The following is a 15,195-nucleotide window of genomic DNA, read 5'->3' as shown; positions in this document are numbered from 1 at the left end:
GCGAAATTATTTTTCGGAAGCGCTGTAATCTTCCACCAGGCCCTATCGAACAGGATGCCAGTAATGCGTCAGGCAGATGATGGCGATCAGCAGCGACTATCCCCGTCCGGTCAATGTGAATGGCTACCAGTGTCACAACTGTGACGAGGTCAGTCAGGCAAAAAAATCATCGATCCCGCCCCTGCCAGGTCTGGGCCGTTCGGCGCTGATTCAACCAAAGATCCCAATGCTTCAACCGCCGCCAAGGCCGAGGCCGCAGAGCAAAAGGGGATGCGGCGCAGTTTGGTGGAGCGCTGAGCTATCGCAATGGGGCGCAGCCAGTCCCGATGCGCAGCCGGCGCCAGGGGCAAATGCCACCGGCACCGGGATTATGCTCGATAAGGTCGCTTAAGCGGCGGCAGCTTCAGGCGAATTGACCGTCAGCTTTACATCGATATTGCCACGCGTGGCGTTGGAATAGGGGCAGACCTGATGGGCTTTCTCCACCAACGCTTCGGCCTGCGCATGGTCGAAGCCGGGAATGGTGATGGCCAGTTCAACGGCGATGCCAAAGCCGATGCCCTGGGCATTTTCACCAAAGCTCACCGATGCATCGATGCGGGCATCGTCAGGAATCTTGACCTTTTCAGCGCGGGCAACAGATTTCAGCGCGCCCAGAAAGCAAGCTGAGTAACCAGCGGCAAACAGCTGTTCCGGATTGGTGCCCGCGCCGCCATTGCCGCCCATTTCCTTCGGCGTATCAAGGTTGACAGCCAGGCGGCCATCATCGGTGCGGCTGACGCCGGTACGGCCGCCGGTGGTGTGGGCGTGGGCGGTATAGAGGGCTGATTTGATCATCGGAAGCTCCTTGGTTCTCACTGGATGACAACTCAATAGCGTACAATTAAATTGTGTGCAATAGAAATTGAGTGTGGTAGAACTGCGTTGTGAAAGCGGTGCAACCGCGTTGAAACGGGGCGGCTGATGGCGCAGACGGATAACGGACTGAGGCTGGATTCGATGCTGTGCTTTGCCGTTTATGCGGCCGAGCATGCATTTACACGGTTTTACAAGCCTCGGCTTGAGGCTATCGGCGTCACCTATCCGCAATATCTGGTGTTTCTGGTGCTATGGGAGCAGGACGGGCTGACGGTCAAGGCACTGGGCAAAAAGCTATTTCTGGATTCGGGGACGATCACCCCCTTGATCAAGCGGCTGGAAGCCCGTGGGCTGGTGCAGCGGCAGCGCGACGAGGACGATGAGCGGCAGGTGCGGATCAAACTGACAGCAGAGGGACGCGGCCTGCGTGCCAAGGCCCTGGCCGTGCCCCTGCAAGTCGCGGGGGCAACGGGACTAGACCAAGCAGCTGTCGACCGGTTGCGGCTGGGTTTGCACCAGTTGCGGGCGCAATTGGACGCCAGCACCTAGGCCAAAATTAATTTTGTCCGGCCTGTAACCCTTTGCTGATCCGTCTCGAATACACTGCTGATCAGGTGTGAGGCGCAGATGGCGATCAGCGGGGATTACCCAAAGCCGGTGACGGTGAATGGCTTTCAGTGCAAGAACTGCACCGAAGTGGATATGGCCAAGCGCCATGTCGATCCGGCCCATCCGCGTTCGGGTCCATACCAGCTGAACGCCGCAGCGGACCCGACGATCTCGGCAGCCGAAAAAACCAAGCTCGATGCCAAGAAGGCCAAGACGGAAGACGCGGTCAACTTTGGCGGTTCGCTCAGTTATCGCAACGACAACACCATCTCGCAAGCGCAGACCGTCAGCGCTGTCCGCACCGTTTCGTCCAGCATGGGCACTCGGTTCGACAAGTCGGCTTAGCTAGCGCAGGCCGACCGGATCGACCATCCCAGAACTGCAGCCGCCGTCCGTCGGGCTGGCAGCCGCGATCAGTGTAGCGAAATCGTCTGGGCCATTGATCGTGCCAGTGAGGCCGATGGTCATTTCGGTGATGATCTGGCGATTGCCATCGGGTTCACATTGCATGCGCACACGGTCGCCGGCGCCGGGACCGAAGACGCGGTCGAACGCTTCGCGCACCTGACGCAGCGTGATCTTGCGACCGATATTGGCGGCGAACAGCTCGGCGACCGCCGAGGTATTGAGCGCCAGCATCAGGTCGAGTGCGTTGGAATAGTATTCTTCCTGTGGACTGCCAGAGCAGGTGCCGTGACGAAGCCATTCGTGCCGGTCAAGCTGCGAGCGTGTGCCTGGCATGACCTCGTCGAGTTCGGCGCGGCGGGCGGCGCTCAGTCGGACCTCGGGCAGGTCGCGCCAGTAGCCGTTCTCATCAGACCAGCGATCAGCTTCGGAAACGCCGCAATATTCGTTGCTGCGCGGCTGGGGCCACAGGCCATGCAGGGTGAAATGGGTGGCATCGAACCGGTCGGGAGTTTGCGAGCGACACTCGGCCTTGTTGGGAATCGTTTCGCAGAACGCCGGCTGCCAGTTGACCGCCAGAATGTATTGCGTGCGGCGATAAGTCTGAGCGGGGGCAGGCGGGGGTGGTGAGGCAATCTGGCCTTCGGCATCGGCCGCGCGGTTGCCGCAATCGACGGCGACCCAGCGGCGGTCGGGCCGGGCACCGGGAATAACGATCCAGAGATGAGTGGGGGTGGCGGTATTGCCCGCCAGCAGGTCATAGGCGGTGCCGGGGCGGATGATGATATTGCCCGGATTGGTCTGCTTGCTGATCGACTGCAATGCCGGGCACGCGCTGGTAGCGGTGAAGTAGCCGGTAAGCGGCACTTCGGCCCGGGCAGGCACCAGCAATAGCGCGGTGATTAAAGCTAGCAACGGCAGGCGCATAGATACTCCGAAAAACAGGAGGGCCAGTTGACCCTCCTGTCTGAGTGCATGGCCCGGATCAGAGCGTAATCCGGTAGATGCCGAAGCCGGCTTCGCTGGTCTTGCCGGTATCCTCGATCTTGACCGCCGTCACATCCGCCAGATGCTCCTTGGCCTTGGGGCCGGTTTCAAACAGCACCGTGGTATCGCCAATCGGGGCGAGCGACCAGTTGCTGTCGGCCTTGGGATTGATGGTGCCGTTTTCGATGATGAAGCGGATGATGATGTCGCGATTGGTATCGGGGCCCTTGAACACGATCTTGTCCGGACCGATGCCGGGGAAATTGCCGCCGCCGCCAGCGCGATAGTTGTTGGAAGCGACGATGAACTTCTGCGCCGGATCGATCGGCTTGGCATTATAGGCGAGATCGACAATGCGGCTGGCTTCTGGATTGGGTTCGGATTTGCCATCGGCCGCAAAGCGCGACGGTTGCGTGAGGTCGATCTTGTAGGTCACCCCGTCGATAACGTCGAAATTGTAGGACGGGAAATCCAGATTGATCAGCGTCGCATCCTTGGCGCCCTTGTCGATCTGGTTGAAAATCCCGGCCGAGCGTTCGAGCCAGTTCTTGACATCGGCGCCGGTGATTTCCACGGCCTGAATGGTGTTGGGATAGAGGTAAAGGTCGGCCACATTCTTGATGGCGACCGGGCCGACTGGCACATCGGTGTAGTAATCCGGACCGCCACGGCCACCGGCCTTGAAGGGCGCAGCAGCCGACAGGATCGGCAGGGCTTCCCATTCGGTGCCCTTCATCATCTGCGCGATATACCAGGTCTGCGCCTGCGAGACGATCTGCACTGACGGATCATCGGCGACCAGCGCGAAATAGGAATGCAGCGGGGCCGAGGTTTTGCCGACCGGGCGGCGGACATATTCCAGCGTTTCGTTGTGATCGGTCTGCGCTGCAGCGATGATCTTGGGCTCGTCGGCGACCAGGGCCTTGGCCTTGCCTTCGACGCGCTCGAAGATCGGACGGGCCTCGGAGGTATGCGAGGCAATGGCCCATTTACCGGCAGCGTCCTGCTCGAGCAGCAGGTCGATCAGCCCCATATGGCTGCCCCAGAAGCCGGCCATGACGGCGGGCTTGCCGTTGAGCGTGCCCTTTTCCAGATCGGCGCCAGCGACGTTGGCAAAATCCTTGGAATTGGGGAAGACCAGATGCTGGTGGCCGGTGAGGACCACGTCGATGCCATCGAGCGCTGCCAGTTGCAGCGAAGCATTTTCAGCACCGCTGGTCTGGTCGGCCGCGATACCGGAATGCGACAGGGCGATGATCAGTTCAGCGCCCTGTTCCTTCATCTTGGGGATGTAGGCCTTGGCGGTTTCAACGATATCGCGGGTGTTGACCTTGCCCGCGAGATGGGTCGAATCCCAGGTCATGATCTGTGGCGGCAGGAAGCCGATCAGGCCGATCTTGATCTTGGTCTTGGCGCCGGCACCATCAACCAGTTCCTTTTCCACGATGCGGAAGGGGTCGATATAGGTCTTGTCGGCCAGTGGATCGGCGCCCAGTTCGCCACGCACCAGATTGGCGGAGACGAAGGGGAAATTGGCGCCGCCAAGCGCCTTGTCGAGATAGTCGAGGCCATAGTTGAATTCGTGGTTGCCCAGCGTTGCCGCATCATAGCCCAGCGTGTTCATCGCGGCGATCATCGGGTGGACATGGCCATCGAGGCCCTTTTCGTAGGCGACGTAATCGCCCATCGGGTTGCCCTGAATGATATCGCCATTATCGATCAGCATCGAATTGCCGGCCTCGGCGCGGATGGAATCGATGATGGTGGCGGTACGCGCCAGGCCCATGGTGTCGTTGGGGGCGTCAGCGAAATAGTCGTAGGGGAATACGGCGACGTGCAGGTCGGTCGTCTCGATGATGCGCAGATGCGCCTGATTGGCGGCAGCGGCGGTGGCAAAAGGGTGCAGCGCCACCATGGCGCTGATGCTCGCGGAGCCGGCCAGAAAGGCACGGCGCGAAATCACGGGGTCAAATTTCATCGCATTTCTCCAAGACAATCGATTGGTTGAAACGGGCATCACGGAACAGAAGCAGGCATGGCCGGTTATGCTCAGCGTTAGCATTTGGCTAACGTCTTGCCGCCGACAGGTGACGCTGCGATGACGACGGCGTGGCAAGTTTTAGGCAAATTGGACCAGTTGGTCAAATTTTGGGATTTGCCCGGTCAGTGGGCGGCGCGTATTGATAACGGCACAAGCCGGGATGGAGTCTAAGGCATGAAGTGGCGCGGACGCGAGGAAAGCTCAAATATCGATGACCAGCGCGGCCAAAGCTCCGGCGGTGGATTTGGTGGCGGCTCCAGCCCGTTCGGGCGTGGGGGCGGTGGCTTTCGGATTCCAACGGGTGGCGGCGGGCGATCAGGCGGGGGCGGGCTCGGCCTGCTTGGCGTGGTGATCGTGCTGGGCATCATCTGGTTCGCCACCGGGCAGAATCCGATCGAGATTCTGACCAATGGCATGAATTCATCCAGCTCGACGCCCAGTTCATCGCAGAGCGTTTCCAGCGCCGATCAGGACGATATGCGCCATTTTGTTGGCGTCGTGGTCAAGGACACCGAGGATCTGTGGACGGAAAAGTTCAAGGCGATCGGCAAGACCTATACCAAGCCGGTCATTGTGCTGTTTTCTGGCCAGACCAGCACCGCCTGCGGGGAAGCCGATGCTGGCACCGGGCCGTTCTACTGCCCGGATGACCAGAAGGTTTATATCGATCTGGCGTTTTACGATCAGCTGCGCCAGCAGTTCGGCGCCCCTGGCGACTTTGCGCAGGGCTATGTGCTGGCTCACGAAGTGGGCCACCATGTGCAGGATCTGCTCGGCGTGCTGCCCGAGTTCAACCGCAAACGCCAGAGCATGAGCCAGGATGAGGCCAATGCCTATTCGGTGCGTGTGGAGCTGCAGGCAGACTGCTATGGCGGTATCTGGGCCAATTACACCAAGCAGGAAGGCTGGGTGGAGAATGGTGACTTCGATGAAGCCATGACCGCCGCCAATGCCATCGGTGATGACACGCTGCAAAAGGAATTCCAGGGCCAGGTGGTGCCGCGCAGCTTTACCCACGGCACGTCCGAGCAGCGGCAGAAGTGGTTCCGGGCCGGCTACAAGTCCGGCAATCCGGCCAGTTGCGATACCTTCTCGGGTGGGATCTAAACGTGATGGGCATTCCAGACAGCGTCATGCCGCATGTGCGGCGGTTCGGATTTTCAGGTCTGGCCGCTGTGGCGCTGGTTGTCGTAATGTTGCTCGGCGTGAACCCGATAACGTTGCTGTCTGGAAAGGTGGCGCCGCCACCTGCGATTACAGCGCAGACCGGACCGGCGGCGATCAAGGCGGGCACGGCGACGACAGGCGACTATCTGCAGACAGTGGCCACTGAGGCCAACACGCTATGGACCAATGTGTTCTACATCGCCTCGGTGCAGTACATCAAAGCGCCGCTGATCGGTGTGGCGACGTCGCGCGAGTTTGGCTGCGGCATGGCGGGATCGAGCGTGGGCACATTCTACTGTCCTGAGGATGGCACTATCTACGTCGACATGAGCAGCTATGACGGGTTGCGCGCCAGCAGTCCTGACGTGGCCGATCATGCACAGGCCTACCGCGTCGCGCGGTCCTACGGGCATCATGTGCAACAGACTCTTGGCCTGCTCGAAGCGTTCGCCAAGTCCCGCGATGGCATGGACGAGGCGGAGCAGATCCGGCACGAAAAGCAGTTGAGCGCGCAGGCCGACTGCTATGCTGGAATCTGGGCCAGTACAGTAGGACTGGTAGGCATGCTGGATAATCCCGCGCTGGTCACCGCAATCGATGCGTCGAGCGCCGGTCAGCCCGTAGTGCGGATTCCATCGCGCCAAGGGCTGGAAGTGCCGGAGACGTTTGCAGAGGCCGACAGCGCCAGCCGCAAGGAATGGTTCGACAAGGGCTATGCCATCCCTGCCGGCGGAACCTGTACGCTGACGAAGATTCCGCTGCCGGCTTAAGCCTTTCAGGCCTTGATGAATTCCGGCCTGGCTTGCAGCCCCTTCTGGGCCCGCACATGGTTGATGAAGCGGGTGAACAGGTAGTGGCTGTCCCTGGGGCCGGGGCTGGCTTCGGGGTGGTACTGCACCGAAAAGATCGGCTTGCCGTCCACTGAGAGGCCGGCATTGGAGCCATCAAACAGCGAGATGTGGGTCTCGGTGACGCCCGGTGGCAGGCTGTCCTTGTTGACTGCGAAGCCATGGTTCATCGAGGTGATCTCGACCTTGCCGGTCGTAAGGTCCTTGACCGGATGATTGGCGCCGTGATGGCCCTGATGCATCTTGGAGGTGGTGCCGCCAACCGCCAGGCCAAGCAACTGGTGACCCAGGCAGATACCGAACATCGGCTTGCCGGTATCCATCAGCGTCTTGATGGTGGGGACGGCGTATTTGCCGGTCGCAGCCGGATCGCCGGGGCCGTTGGACAGGAAGATGCCGTCGGGATTGTGCGAGAGCACATCGGCCGCGGTTGCCGTCGCGGGGACGACCGTCACCTTGGCGCCCTGATCGGCGAGGCAGCGCAGGATGTTACGCTTGGCGCCGTAGTCGATGGCGACGATGTGGAACTCCGGGTTGTCCAGCGTGCCGTAGCCTTTGTCCCATTTCCAGCCGGTCTGGTCCCAGTGATAGGTCTGGGCGGTCGTGACTTCCTTGGCCAGATCCAATCCCTCAAGGCCGGGGAAGGCATTGAGTTCAGCCATGATCGAGGCTTCGTGGAAATAACCGTCGTCGGAATGGGCGATGACGCCATTGGGCATGCCGGTTTCGCGAATCTTGGCAGTCAGCGCCCGGGTATCGATGCCGGCGATGCCGACGATATTGCGCTTCTTCAGCCAGGCATCAAGCTTTTCGATGGCACGGTAGTTGGATGGATTGGTGACATCGGCCTTGAGCACGACGCCACGGACGCCAGACAGAGCGGCCATGTTGACCGTCTCGATGTCTTCGTCATTGGTGCCAACATTGCCGATATGCGGGAATGTGAATGTGATGATCTGGCCGGCATAGGACGGGTCGGTCAGGATTTCCTGATAGCCGGTCATTGCCGTGTTGAAGCACACTTCGCCGGCTGCGTGGCCGATCGCGCCGATGCCGTGACCCTCAAGGCGAGTGCCATCTGCCAGGATCAGAAGTGCGGTCGCGGGTTTCTTTTCCCAGCCGGTCACGGTGGTTCTCCTAGGTGGTGGCGTCGTGTGGCGATCTCGCGAATAGTGCTGTGCACTGTTCGCCGTCACGGTCTGCGCGGTATCGGTTGAGGCCTTCTCTTAGAAGGGGCATCGCCATCGTGCAAGTGGCATAACGGGCTTTAACCGCCTATATGGGCGCAGAACCCTGCATCACAAGAGGACGAAATTCATGCGCGAACAGATCAGTGAAGGCCTCAAGCTGGCGCTCAAGGCGCGCGATGTGCGCCGCACCTCGACGCTACGGCTGATCAATTCGGCGATCAAGGACCGCGACATTGCCGTGCGCACCGAGAATCGCGGGCCGGTGACCAATGAGGAAATCCTGGTCATCCTGCAAAAGATGGTGAAGCAGCGCGAAGAGAGCTTTGCCATTTATGCACAAGCGGGCCGCGCCGATCTGGCGACGGTTGAGAAGGAAGAGATCGACATTCTCAACGAGTTCCTGCCCAAGGGGTTGACCGATGAAGAAGTGGAGGCCGCGATCAAGGCGGCAATTGCCTCGACCGGCGCGGTCGGCGGCAAGGACATGGGCAGGGTGATCGCCCAGCTTAAAGCCGACTATCCGGGCCGAATCGATTTCGGGAAGGCCAGCGGCAAGGTGAAGGCGCTGTTGAGCTAAGAAGCCACAGCCACGCGACGGCTGGCCATCCAGGATGCTGCGGTGACCAGCGTGGCGGCGATGCCGGTGATGATGCCAATTACCGGCATCATCGCGTAGTTCATGCCCGCCTGCAGCAGCACCGCGCCGAGCAGGGCGCCGCCGGCAATACCGACATTGTAGGCCGAGGCGATCATGGTCGAGGCCAGGTTCGGCGCGGCTTTGGCTGCATTGAGGACGCGCATCTGCACCGGCGTGCTGAACGCCAGCGTAGCGGCCGACGACAGGAACAGGCCAATGCCCAGCGCAGTGGCATTGTGAACCGAAACCAACAGACAGACCGAGCAAGCAACTTGGGTGATCAGCACCCCGATCAGGGCTTCGCTGACGCGCCAATCAGCGAGCTTGCCGCCGAGGAAGATGCCGATGATCGAACCAGCGCCGCCCAGCAGCAGGAACATCGGGATATAGGTGGGTTGCACCTTGGTAATTTCGAGCAGCAGCGGCACCTGGAAGGTGCCGAAGCTGATGGCGCCGATCATCACCAGGATGATCACGAGATAGGTGCTCCACACTTGCTGGTGGCCCAGTTGCTTGGCCTGGAGCTTTAGCGGCGCTTCGGGTTCGGCGTTGGTGTCGGTGCCGGGCAGGGTGGACGCGATAGCCAGCGTGGCCAGCAGCGCCATGATGGCGATGCACAGAAAGCTGGCGCGCCAGCCGAAAGCGTTACCGATGGCTGTGCCGGCCGGCAGGCCCAGAATATTGGCGATAGTAATGCCACCGACGAACAGCGACAGGGCCGCGCCACGCCGGTCTTGCGGAACCAGCCGCGATACCGTCACGGCGGCGACGCCGAAGAACACGCCATGGCCGCAGGCGGAAACCAGTCGTGCGGCCATCAGCAGCGTGTAGTTCGGCGCGATGGCGCAGAGCAGTTGGCCAGCGGCAAAAATCAGCGACAGCACCAGAATGGTTGGCTTGGCCGGAAACCGCGCAGTCAACAAGGCCAGCAGCGGGCCGCCGATGGCCACGCCGGCGGCATAGCCAGTGACCAGCAGGCCAGCGGTGGGGATACTGACCGCCAGATCTGTCGAAATGGTCGGCAGGATGCCCGAGACGATCAGCTCGGTAGTGCCGATGGAAAAGGCCATCAGGGCGAGTGCATAGACGGCAATCGGCATGCTGGTTCCTCGTTCCAACCCGGCGTAGCGGCGGTCTGATCCGTTTATTCGGCGGCTACGGCGCTAATGGGTGGCACGGCGCCGCTGCGCCGCTCCAGAATGAACGAGGCGATGGCGACGCCAGTGGCAATAACCAATGCGACCATGCCGAGCAAGGGCAGGCTGCGATAGCCATAGCCGGCGTTGAGCATGGCGGCACCCGCAGAGGCAGCCAGTGCAATGCCGACATTGAAGCCGGAGGGGATCAGCGAAGAGGCAAGACTGGGTGCATCGGTGGTCCAGCCAAGGATGCGAGCCTGGATCGGCGTGCCGATAGCGAAATTGAGGGCGCCCCAGATGAAGATGGTGCCGATCATCGGCGCCGGATAGGGGCTGAGCAGATAGAACACGAACAGCACAATGGCCTGTGTACCCAGCATGGCGATCAGCGCTGGCATCAGTTTCCAGTCGGCCAATCGGCCACCGAGGAATACGCCGACGGTGGAGCCGACCCCGTTGAGCAGCAGCACCCATGGGACGATGGCCGGATCGAGCCCAGTTACCTCGTGCAACAGCGGCGCAATATAGGTGAACGGCACCATCTGGCCGATCATCAGCAGCAGCATGAGCAGCAGCGAGGTCCAGACCTGTTGGCGGCCGAGCACGCGCACTTCGCGGCCTAGTTGGGCCTTTGGCGCGGTGATGGTGTTGGTGCGCGGTATCCACAGAGCGATGGCGATGCTGGCCAGCAGGCCAAGCGTGCCCATGGCCCAGAACGTGGCGCGCCAGCCCCAGATATTGCCGATGGCAGCGCCGAGCGGCACGCCGATGACATTGGAAACGGTAAGGCCGGAGAGGATGAAGGCTACGGCAAAGCCACGGCGCTCCGGCGCGACCAGACCAACGGCAACCACCATGGCGATACCGAAGAAGGTGCCGTGGGCGATAGCGATGAGCACACGCAAGATCAGCATGGTGGAAAAGCCTGGCGCCAATGCGCAGGCGACCTGACCGATGGTGAAGGCGGCGATCAGTCCGAGCAGCAATTGGCGGCGCGCGACGCTGGTGGTGGCAAAGGTCAACAGCGGGCCGCCAATGGCGATGCCGATGGCGTAGGCCGACACCAGATAGCCCGCGACCGGGATGGTTATGTCCAGACCCGTGGCAACCTGAGGCAGCACGCCGGCGATAACGAACTCGGTGGTGCCAAAGGCAAAGGCGGCAATGAACAGGGCAATCAGCGGCAGCGACATCAGATTCTCGCGGGCTCACGATAAAGCCGGGTCAAAGCATAGCGGCAGGGGCAAGGCAATGGAGATAAGCTCCAGCGGCCGCCTCAAAACCTGAAGTGTGGGGAGGGCGCTGGACTGATGGCGTGAACCCGCTAAGCTCATGCCAACCAGAGGAGGGCGGTTATGGCAGTGTCGGCAGAATTCAAACGACGCTTTGCGGCAGCCACGGCTTTGCGCGGCGTGCTTATGCTTTTGGCTGGGCTGTATGTGGTGATCTGGCCGGCATCGGCCTTGACCAGCCTGGTTGTCCTGGGCGGCGCGCTGTTGATGATCGACGGGGCTTTGGGCCTGTGGAGCCTGACCTTCGGCGGCGGCAAGAGTGGCAATTACTGGTTTGACGTTGCCTCAAACGCGCTGTCGCTGATCCTGGGCGTGCTGATCCTGATCAGCCCGTTGATCGCAACTATCCTGACGGTCACGCTGCTCTCCACCATCGTGGGGATCGCGGCGCTGGCGGTGGGCATCATGCAGATCAGCGTGGTGATCCGCGAGCGAGCGCTTTATGCCCATATCTGGCCGGTGATCCTGTCCGGGGTCAGCTATGTGCTGATCGGGCTGGTATTCCTGTTTTTCCCAATCACCAGTTCATCGGTAATGGTGGTGTTTGGCGGGGTGATGCTGATCGTGTTCTCGTTCGGCCTGTTTGGCTGGGCGTGGAAGCTCTATCAACGCAGCAAGGCAGCCTGACCCGTTGCATCCGCCCGCCTACGAGCGGACGCGTAATAGGATGGACAAATATCTCTGCTAATAATATTGGCATGCTGGTGTCGCGGCGGAACGCGATGCCAGCAACAAAAAGAGATCAGTTATGACCACGCCCGCATCAACTCCGTCTGTACCCTATGCTGCCGGGCGCTGGAGCGATGAGCAGATCGATGCGTGGTATGGCAAGCAGCCGTGGCTGGTCGGCGCCAATTTCATTCCATCGGACGCGGCCAATCAATTGACGATGTGGCAGGCGGAAACCTTCAATCCGGACCTGATCGACAAGGAACTCGGCTGGGCGGCGGGCTTGGGCATGAATACCATGCGCGTGTTCCTGCACGATCTGCTGTGGCAGCAGGACGCCGAGGGCTTTCTCAGGCGGATCGACCAGTATCTGGCGATTTCCACCAAGCACGGTATTTCGACCATGCTGGTGCTGTTCGACTCGGTGTGGCGCCCCGAGCCGAAGCTGGGCGTGCAGCCGGAGCCTGTGCCGGGCGTACACAATTCGCAATGGGTGCAAAATCCGGGCTATGCGCTGGCCGACCCAACGCAGGAGCCGCGTCTTGAAGCCTATGTGAAGGGCGTCGTCGGTCGCTTTGCCAATGATCCGCGGGTCGTTGTCTGGGACATCTGGAACGAGCCGAGCAATCTCAACGCCGGACGCTTTACCGAACTGCCCAACAAGCAGGAGCTGGTCAAGGCGCTGTTGCCCAAGGCTTTTGCCTGGGCCCGCAGCGCCAAACCAACGCAACCGCTTACGGCTGGCGTTTGGATCGGCGACAAATTCCTCGACGACCCGCTGGCGGAAACGCAACTGGCGCTGTCCGACATCATCAGCTTCCATAGCTACGACGCGCCGGACAAATTCCTGTCGCGCGTGGCCGAATTTGCGGCTGGCCGGCCGCTGCTGTGTACCGAATATATGGCGCGCAAGCAGGCCAGCACTTTCGAAGCCATCCTACCGCTGGCCAAGGAGCGCAAGGTGGGCATGTACAATTGGGGTTTCGTGGCCGGCAAGTCGCAGACCTTCATGCCATGGGACAGCTGGCAGAACCCCTACATTACCGCAGAACCCGATCCGTGGTTCCACGACATCTTCCGCGAAGACGGCCAAGCCTATCGCGAGGATGAAGTGGCATTTCTACGCAAGGTGTTGAGCAAGGCCTGATGGGGCACGCCTCGTGGTTCGAGGGTCGCTGCGCTTCCACCTCACCATGAGGCTACTGGAAATCTAGCGGATAGATGACCCTGTAGCCCTCATGGTGAGGTGCTCGCTCTTGCGAGCCTCGAACCACGAGGGCGTGAGCAAGATGTAAAAGCCGCTCGGAGTTCGTGACAAAAAGTAAGTTGATGCCTATTTACACATTATGCGCTTTTCCGACCAGTTTCTCGATGAGATCCGTCAGCGCCTGCCGATAACGCAGGTGGTGGGCGAGCATGTCATCTGGGACAAGCGCAAGAGCCAGCCGGGGCGCGGGGATATGTGGGCGTGCTGCCCGTTCCATGGCGAAAAGAGCCCGAGTTTTCACGCCGATGATAATCGCGGCATTTACCACTGCTTTGGCTGCGGCGTTTCGGGCGATCATTTCCGGTTTTTGACCGAAAAGGCCGGGATGAGCTTTCCCGAGGCCGTCGAAAAGCTGGCAGGCATGGCTGGCGTGCCGATGCCGGCGCGCGACGAGCGGGTGGAAAAACGCGAAGCGGCGCAGCGGTCGCTGATCGACGTGATGGAATTGGCGACCAAATATTTCGAGGCCGCGCTGGCCCACAATATCGGGGCCAAGGCGCGCGGCTATCTGTTCGAGCGCGGGGTTTCGGCGCAGGCGCAGGCGCGGTTTCGCGTCGGGTTTTCCCCGGACAGCCGCAATGGGCTGAAGGAACATCTGGCCCAGAATGGCGTTTCGGCGCAGGACATGATCGACACCGGCATGGTGGTTCATGGCGACGATATTCCAGTGCCCTATGACCGGTTCCGCAATCGGGTGATGTTTCCGATCATGGATTTTCGCGGGCGGGTGATCGCGTTCGGTGGCCGGGCGCTGTCGGCCGATGTGCCGGCCAAGTATCTGAACTCGCCCGAAACCGAACTCTTCCACAAACGCCAGACGCTTTATAACGGCCAGACCGCAAGGCAGGCAGCGCGCGATGGCAAGACGGTGATCGTGGTTGAGGGCTATCTCGACGTGATCGCGGCGGTGACTGCCGGGTTCGAGGGCACTGTTGCCCCTCTGGGCACGGCGTTGACCGACGAGCACCTGCAATTGCTGTGGCGGATGAGCGACGGGCCGGTGCTGTGCTTTGACGGCGACAAGGCCGGCCTCAAAGCAGCCGAACGCGCTGCCGACATCGTGATGCCACATCTGAAGCCGGGCCAGACGGTCAAGATCGCCACTTTGCCGGGTGGGCTGGACCCGGATGACTTGATCAAGGCGCAGGGCAGGGGCGCCTTTGCCGATGTGATCGACAAGGCGCGGAGTCTGGTCGATGTGATCTGGAGCATGGAAACGCAGGGCGGGCTGGTGCCGGAGACACCGGAAGCCCGGGCGGCGTTGCAGGCACGGTTGCGCGAGCGGGCCAATTCTATCCAGGACGCCTCGGTGCGGTTTCACTATGCGCAGGCGTTCGACGAAAAGCTCAAGGCGTTCTTTACGCCGGTGCGCGGCGCGCGGTTCGAGCCACGGGGCGGCGGGCGCGGCGGATATGGGCAGCCGAAGGGTTATGGTTCGCAGGGCAATAGCCGGGGCACGCCCAAGCTGGTGCTGTCGGACACGTTCCGCAATTCTCGGATTGTGAAGCCGGGTGTAGCGGCGGACGCGACCCCACGCGAGGCGGCGATCGTGATGTCGCTGGTCAACCACCCGCAACTGGTTGAGGAACATTTCGAAACGCTGGCAACGTTGGATTTCGAAACGCCGACGGCGCGGCGGCTGTTGGGCGCTATTCTTGATCTGGTGATGCGCGATCATGATATCAGCGCGCAGAGCCTAAGCGAGGCTTTGGGGGCGCGCCAATTTGGCGAAGTTCTGGAGCGCATGCAGCATTTGCTGAACCGCCAGGGGGTGTGGCAAATTTCGATCGAGATTGCGCAAACTGACGCGGAGACCGGATTGAGTCACGCGCTGGCCTTGCATAACAAGAAAGTTCAGCTAAATAAGGAACTCAAGGCAGCCGAAGCGGCGCTGGGCGAAGACCCGAGCGAAGAAACCTTTGAGAGGCTGCGAGACATCAAGAACCAAATTACCACTGTCGATGGCACAGAAGCATTGATCGAAGGATTTGGTTCGTTATCGGGACGCGCGACGCGCAGTTTCTAAGAAATTTCTTAGGACCGGCGCGTACGCGCGATTTTGCGTATGGCGATATGCGCAGCACCG

The 15,195-nt window shown here is 61.0% G+C and carries 14 protein-coding genes; 8 read left to right on the top strand and 6 right to left on the bottom strand.

Annotated features, from left to right (window positions below; genetic code table 11):
* Window positions 1-387: 387 nt before the first annotated feature.
* A complete protein-coding gene (locus ABIT12_RS00795) occupies window positions 388-837 on the bottom strand; it encodes an organic hydroperoxide resistance protein (protein WP_348044311.1) in 450 nt (149 codons plus the stop codon).
* A 126-nt stretch (window positions 838-963) separates the two neighbouring features.
* Here ABIT12_RS00795 and ABIT12_RS00790 point away from each other — a divergent pair, with 126 nt between their 5' ends.
* Together ABIT12_RS00790 and ABIT12_RS00785 are read left to right on the top strand one after the other, a co-directional pair.
* Window positions 964-1,407, top strand: a complete 444-nt coding sequence (locus tag ABIT12_RS00790) for a MarR family transcriptional regulator (protein WP_348044309.1) — start codon at window positions 964-966, stop codon at window positions 1,405-1,407.
* A gap of 78 nt (window positions 1,408-1,485) precedes the next feature.
* Window positions 1,486-1,812, top strand: coding sequence for a hypothetical protein (locus tag ABIT12_RS00785; protein ID WP_348044307.1), 327 nt, complete (start codon window positions 1,486-1,488; stop codon window positions 1,810-1,812).
* Here the strand turns inward: ABIT12_RS00785 and ABIT12_RS00780 are convergent, their stop codons facing one another.
* Both ABIT12_RS00780 and ABIT12_RS00775 read right to left on the bottom strand, forming a co-directional pair.
* Window positions 1,813-2,799, bottom strand: a complete 987-nt coding sequence (locus ABIT12_RS00780) for a ribonuclease T2 family protein (protein WP_348044305.1) — start codon at window positions 2,797-2,799, stop codon at window positions 1,813-1,815.
* Window positions 2,800-2,857: 58 nt separating this feature from the next.
* Window positions 2,858-4,837, bottom strand: coding sequence for a bifunctional 2',3'-cyclic-nucleotide 2'-phosphodiesterase/3'-nucleotidase (locus tag ABIT12_RS00775; protein ID WP_348044303.1), 1,980 nt, complete (start codon window positions 4,835-4,837; stop codon window positions 2,858-2,860).
* A 237-nt stretch (window positions 4,838-5,074) separates the two neighbouring features.
* Here ABIT12_RS00775 and ABIT12_RS00770 point away from each other — a divergent pair, with 237 nt between their 5' ends.
* Together ABIT12_RS00770 and ABIT12_RS00765 are read left to right on the top strand one after the other, a co-directional pair.
* Window positions 5,075-6,007, top strand: coding sequence for a neutral zinc metallopeptidase (locus tag ABIT12_RS00770; RefSeq protein ID WP_348044301.1), 933 nt, complete (start codon window positions 5,075-5,077; stop codon window positions 6,005-6,007).
* Window positions 6,008-6,012: 5 nt separating this feature from the next.
* Window positions 6,013-6,837 (top strand): neutral zinc metallopeptidase, encoded by an 825-nt coding sequence (locus ABIT12_RS00765; protein WP_348044373.1) that lies wholly within the window; start codon window positions 6,013-6,015, stop codon window positions 6,835-6,837.
* A gap of 5 nt (window positions 6,838-6,842) precedes the next feature.
* Here ABIT12_RS00765 and carA read toward each other — a convergent pair whose 3' ends face one another.
* Complete coding sequence (gene carA / locus ABIT12_RS00760; RefSeq protein ID WP_348044299.1) at window positions 6,843-8,042, bottom strand: glutamine-hydrolyzing carbamoyl-phosphate synthase small subunit; 1,200 nt, start codon at window positions 8,040-8,042, stop codon at window positions 6,843-6,845.
* 190 nt (window positions 8,043-8,232) lie between these two features.
* Here carA and ABIT12_RS00755 point away from each other — a divergent pair, with 190 nt between their 5' ends.
* A complete protein-coding gene (locus ABIT12_RS00755) occupies window positions 8,233-8,682 on the top strand; it encodes a GatB/YqeY domain-containing protein (RefSeq protein ID WP_348044297.1) in 450 nt (149 codons plus the stop codon).
* On the opposite strand, the gene ABIT12_RS00750 is transcribed toward ABIT12_RS00755, so the two are convergent.
* Window positions 8,679-9,842 carry an MFS transporter gene (locus tag ABIT12_RS00750; protein ID WP_348044295.1) on the bottom strand — a complete coding sequence of 388 codons (1,164 nt, stop codon included), beginning with the start codon at window positions 9,840-9,842 and terminating at the stop codon, window positions 8,679-8,681. The genes ABIT12_RS00755 and ABIT12_RS00750 overlap by 4 nt on opposite strands.
* 44 nt (window positions 9,843-9,886) lie before the next feature.
* Window positions 9,887-11,074: an MFS transporter gene (locus tag ABIT12_RS00745; RefSeq protein ID WP_348044293.1), complete on the bottom strand. Its 1,188-nt coding sequence runs from the start codon at window positions 11,072-11,074 to the stop codon at window positions 9,887-9,889.
* Window positions 11,075-11,236: 162 nt separating this feature from the next.
* Here ABIT12_RS00745 and ABIT12_RS00740 point away from each other — a divergent pair, with 162 nt between their 5' ends.
* From ABIT12_RS00740 to dnaG, 3 genes are all read left to right on the top strand, one after another.
* Complete coding sequence (locus ABIT12_RS00740; protein WP_348044291.1) at window positions 11,237-11,800, top strand: DUF308 domain-containing protein; 564 nt, start codon at window positions 11,237-11,239, stop codon at window positions 11,798-11,800.
* A 121-nt stretch (window positions 11,801-11,921) separates the two neighbouring features.
* Window positions 11,922-12,989, top strand: a complete 1,068-nt coding sequence (locus ABIT12_RS00735; RefSeq protein ID WP_348044289.1) for a cellulase family glycosylhydrolase — start codon at window positions 11,922-11,924, stop codon at window positions 12,987-12,989.
* A gap of 199 nt (window positions 12,990-13,188) precedes the next feature.
* Window positions 13,189-15,135, top strand: coding sequence for a DNA primase (gene dnaG, locus ABIT12_RS00730; RefSeq protein ID WP_348044287.1), 1,947 nt, complete (start codon window positions 13,189-13,191; stop codon window positions 15,133-15,135).
* Window positions 15,136-15,195 lie beyond the last annotated feature (60 nt).

Source organism: Devosia sp. (assembly GCF_039927955.1).
Classification (GTDB): Bacteria; Pseudomonadota; Alphaproteobacteria; order Rhizobiales; family Devosiaceae; genus Devosia.
Note: the sequence above shows the minus strand (reverse complement) of the source record. Positions and strands in the feature narration are given on the sequence as shown.

What these genes read in the sequence shown, in the direction of transcription:
- ABIT12_RS00755 (WP_348044297.1), top strand. Translation starts at nt 8,233, where the DNA reads ATGCGCGAACAGATCAGTGAAGGCCTCAAGCTGGCGCTCAAGGCGCGC.
- ABIT12_RS00770 (WP_348044301.1), top strand. Translation starts at nt 5,075, where the DNA reads ATGAAGTGGCGCGGACGCGAGGAAAGCTCAAATATCGATGACCAGCGC.
- ABIT12_RS00735 (WP_348044289.1), top strand. Translation starts at nt 11,922, where the DNA reads ATGACCACGCCCGCATCAACTCCGTCTGTACCCTATGCTGCCGGGCGC.
- ABIT12_RS00795 (WP_348044311.1), bottom strand. Translation starts at nt 837, where the DNA reads ATGATCAAATCAGCCCTCTATACCGCCCACGCCCACACCACCGGCGGC.
- ABIT12_RS00740 (WP_348044291.1), top strand. Translation starts at nt 11,237, where the DNA reads ATGGCAGTGTCGGCAGAATTCAAACGACGCTTTGCGGCAGCCACGGCT.
- ABIT12_RS00775 (WP_348044303.1), bottom strand. Translation starts at nt 4,837, where the DNA reads ATGAAATTTGACCCCGTGATTTCGCGCCGTGCCTTTCTGGCCGGCTCC.
- ABIT12_RS00780 (WP_348044305.1), bottom strand. Translation starts at nt 2,799, where the DNA reads ATGCGCCTGCCGTTGCTAGCTTTAATCACCGCGCTATTGCTGGTGCCT.
- ABIT12_RS00785 (WP_348044307.1), top strand. Translation starts at nt 1,486, where the DNA reads ATGGCGATCAGCGGGGATTACCCAAAGCCGGTGACGGTGAATGGCTTT.
- ABIT12_RS00790 (WP_348044309.1), top strand. Translation starts at nt 964, where the DNA reads ATGGCGCAGACGGATAACGGACTGAGGCTGGATTCGATGCTGTGCTTT.
- dnaG (WP_348044287.1), top strand. Translation starts at nt 13,189, where the DNA reads ATGCGCTTTTCCGACCAGTTTCTCGATGAGATCCGTCAGCGCCTGCCG.
- ABIT12_RS00745 (WP_348044293.1), bottom strand. Translation starts at nt 11,074, where the DNA reads ATGTCGCTGCCGCTGATTGCCCTGTTCATTGCCGCCTTTGCCTTTGGC.
- ABIT12_RS00765 (WP_348044373.1), top strand. Translation starts at nt 6,013, where the DNA reads ATGGGCATTCCAGACAGCGTCATGCCGCATGTGCGGCGGTTCGGATTT.
- ABIT12_RS00750 (WP_348044295.1), bottom strand. Translation starts at nt 9,842, where the DNA reads ATGCCGATTGCCGTCTATGCACTCGCCCTGATGGCCTTTTCCATCGGC.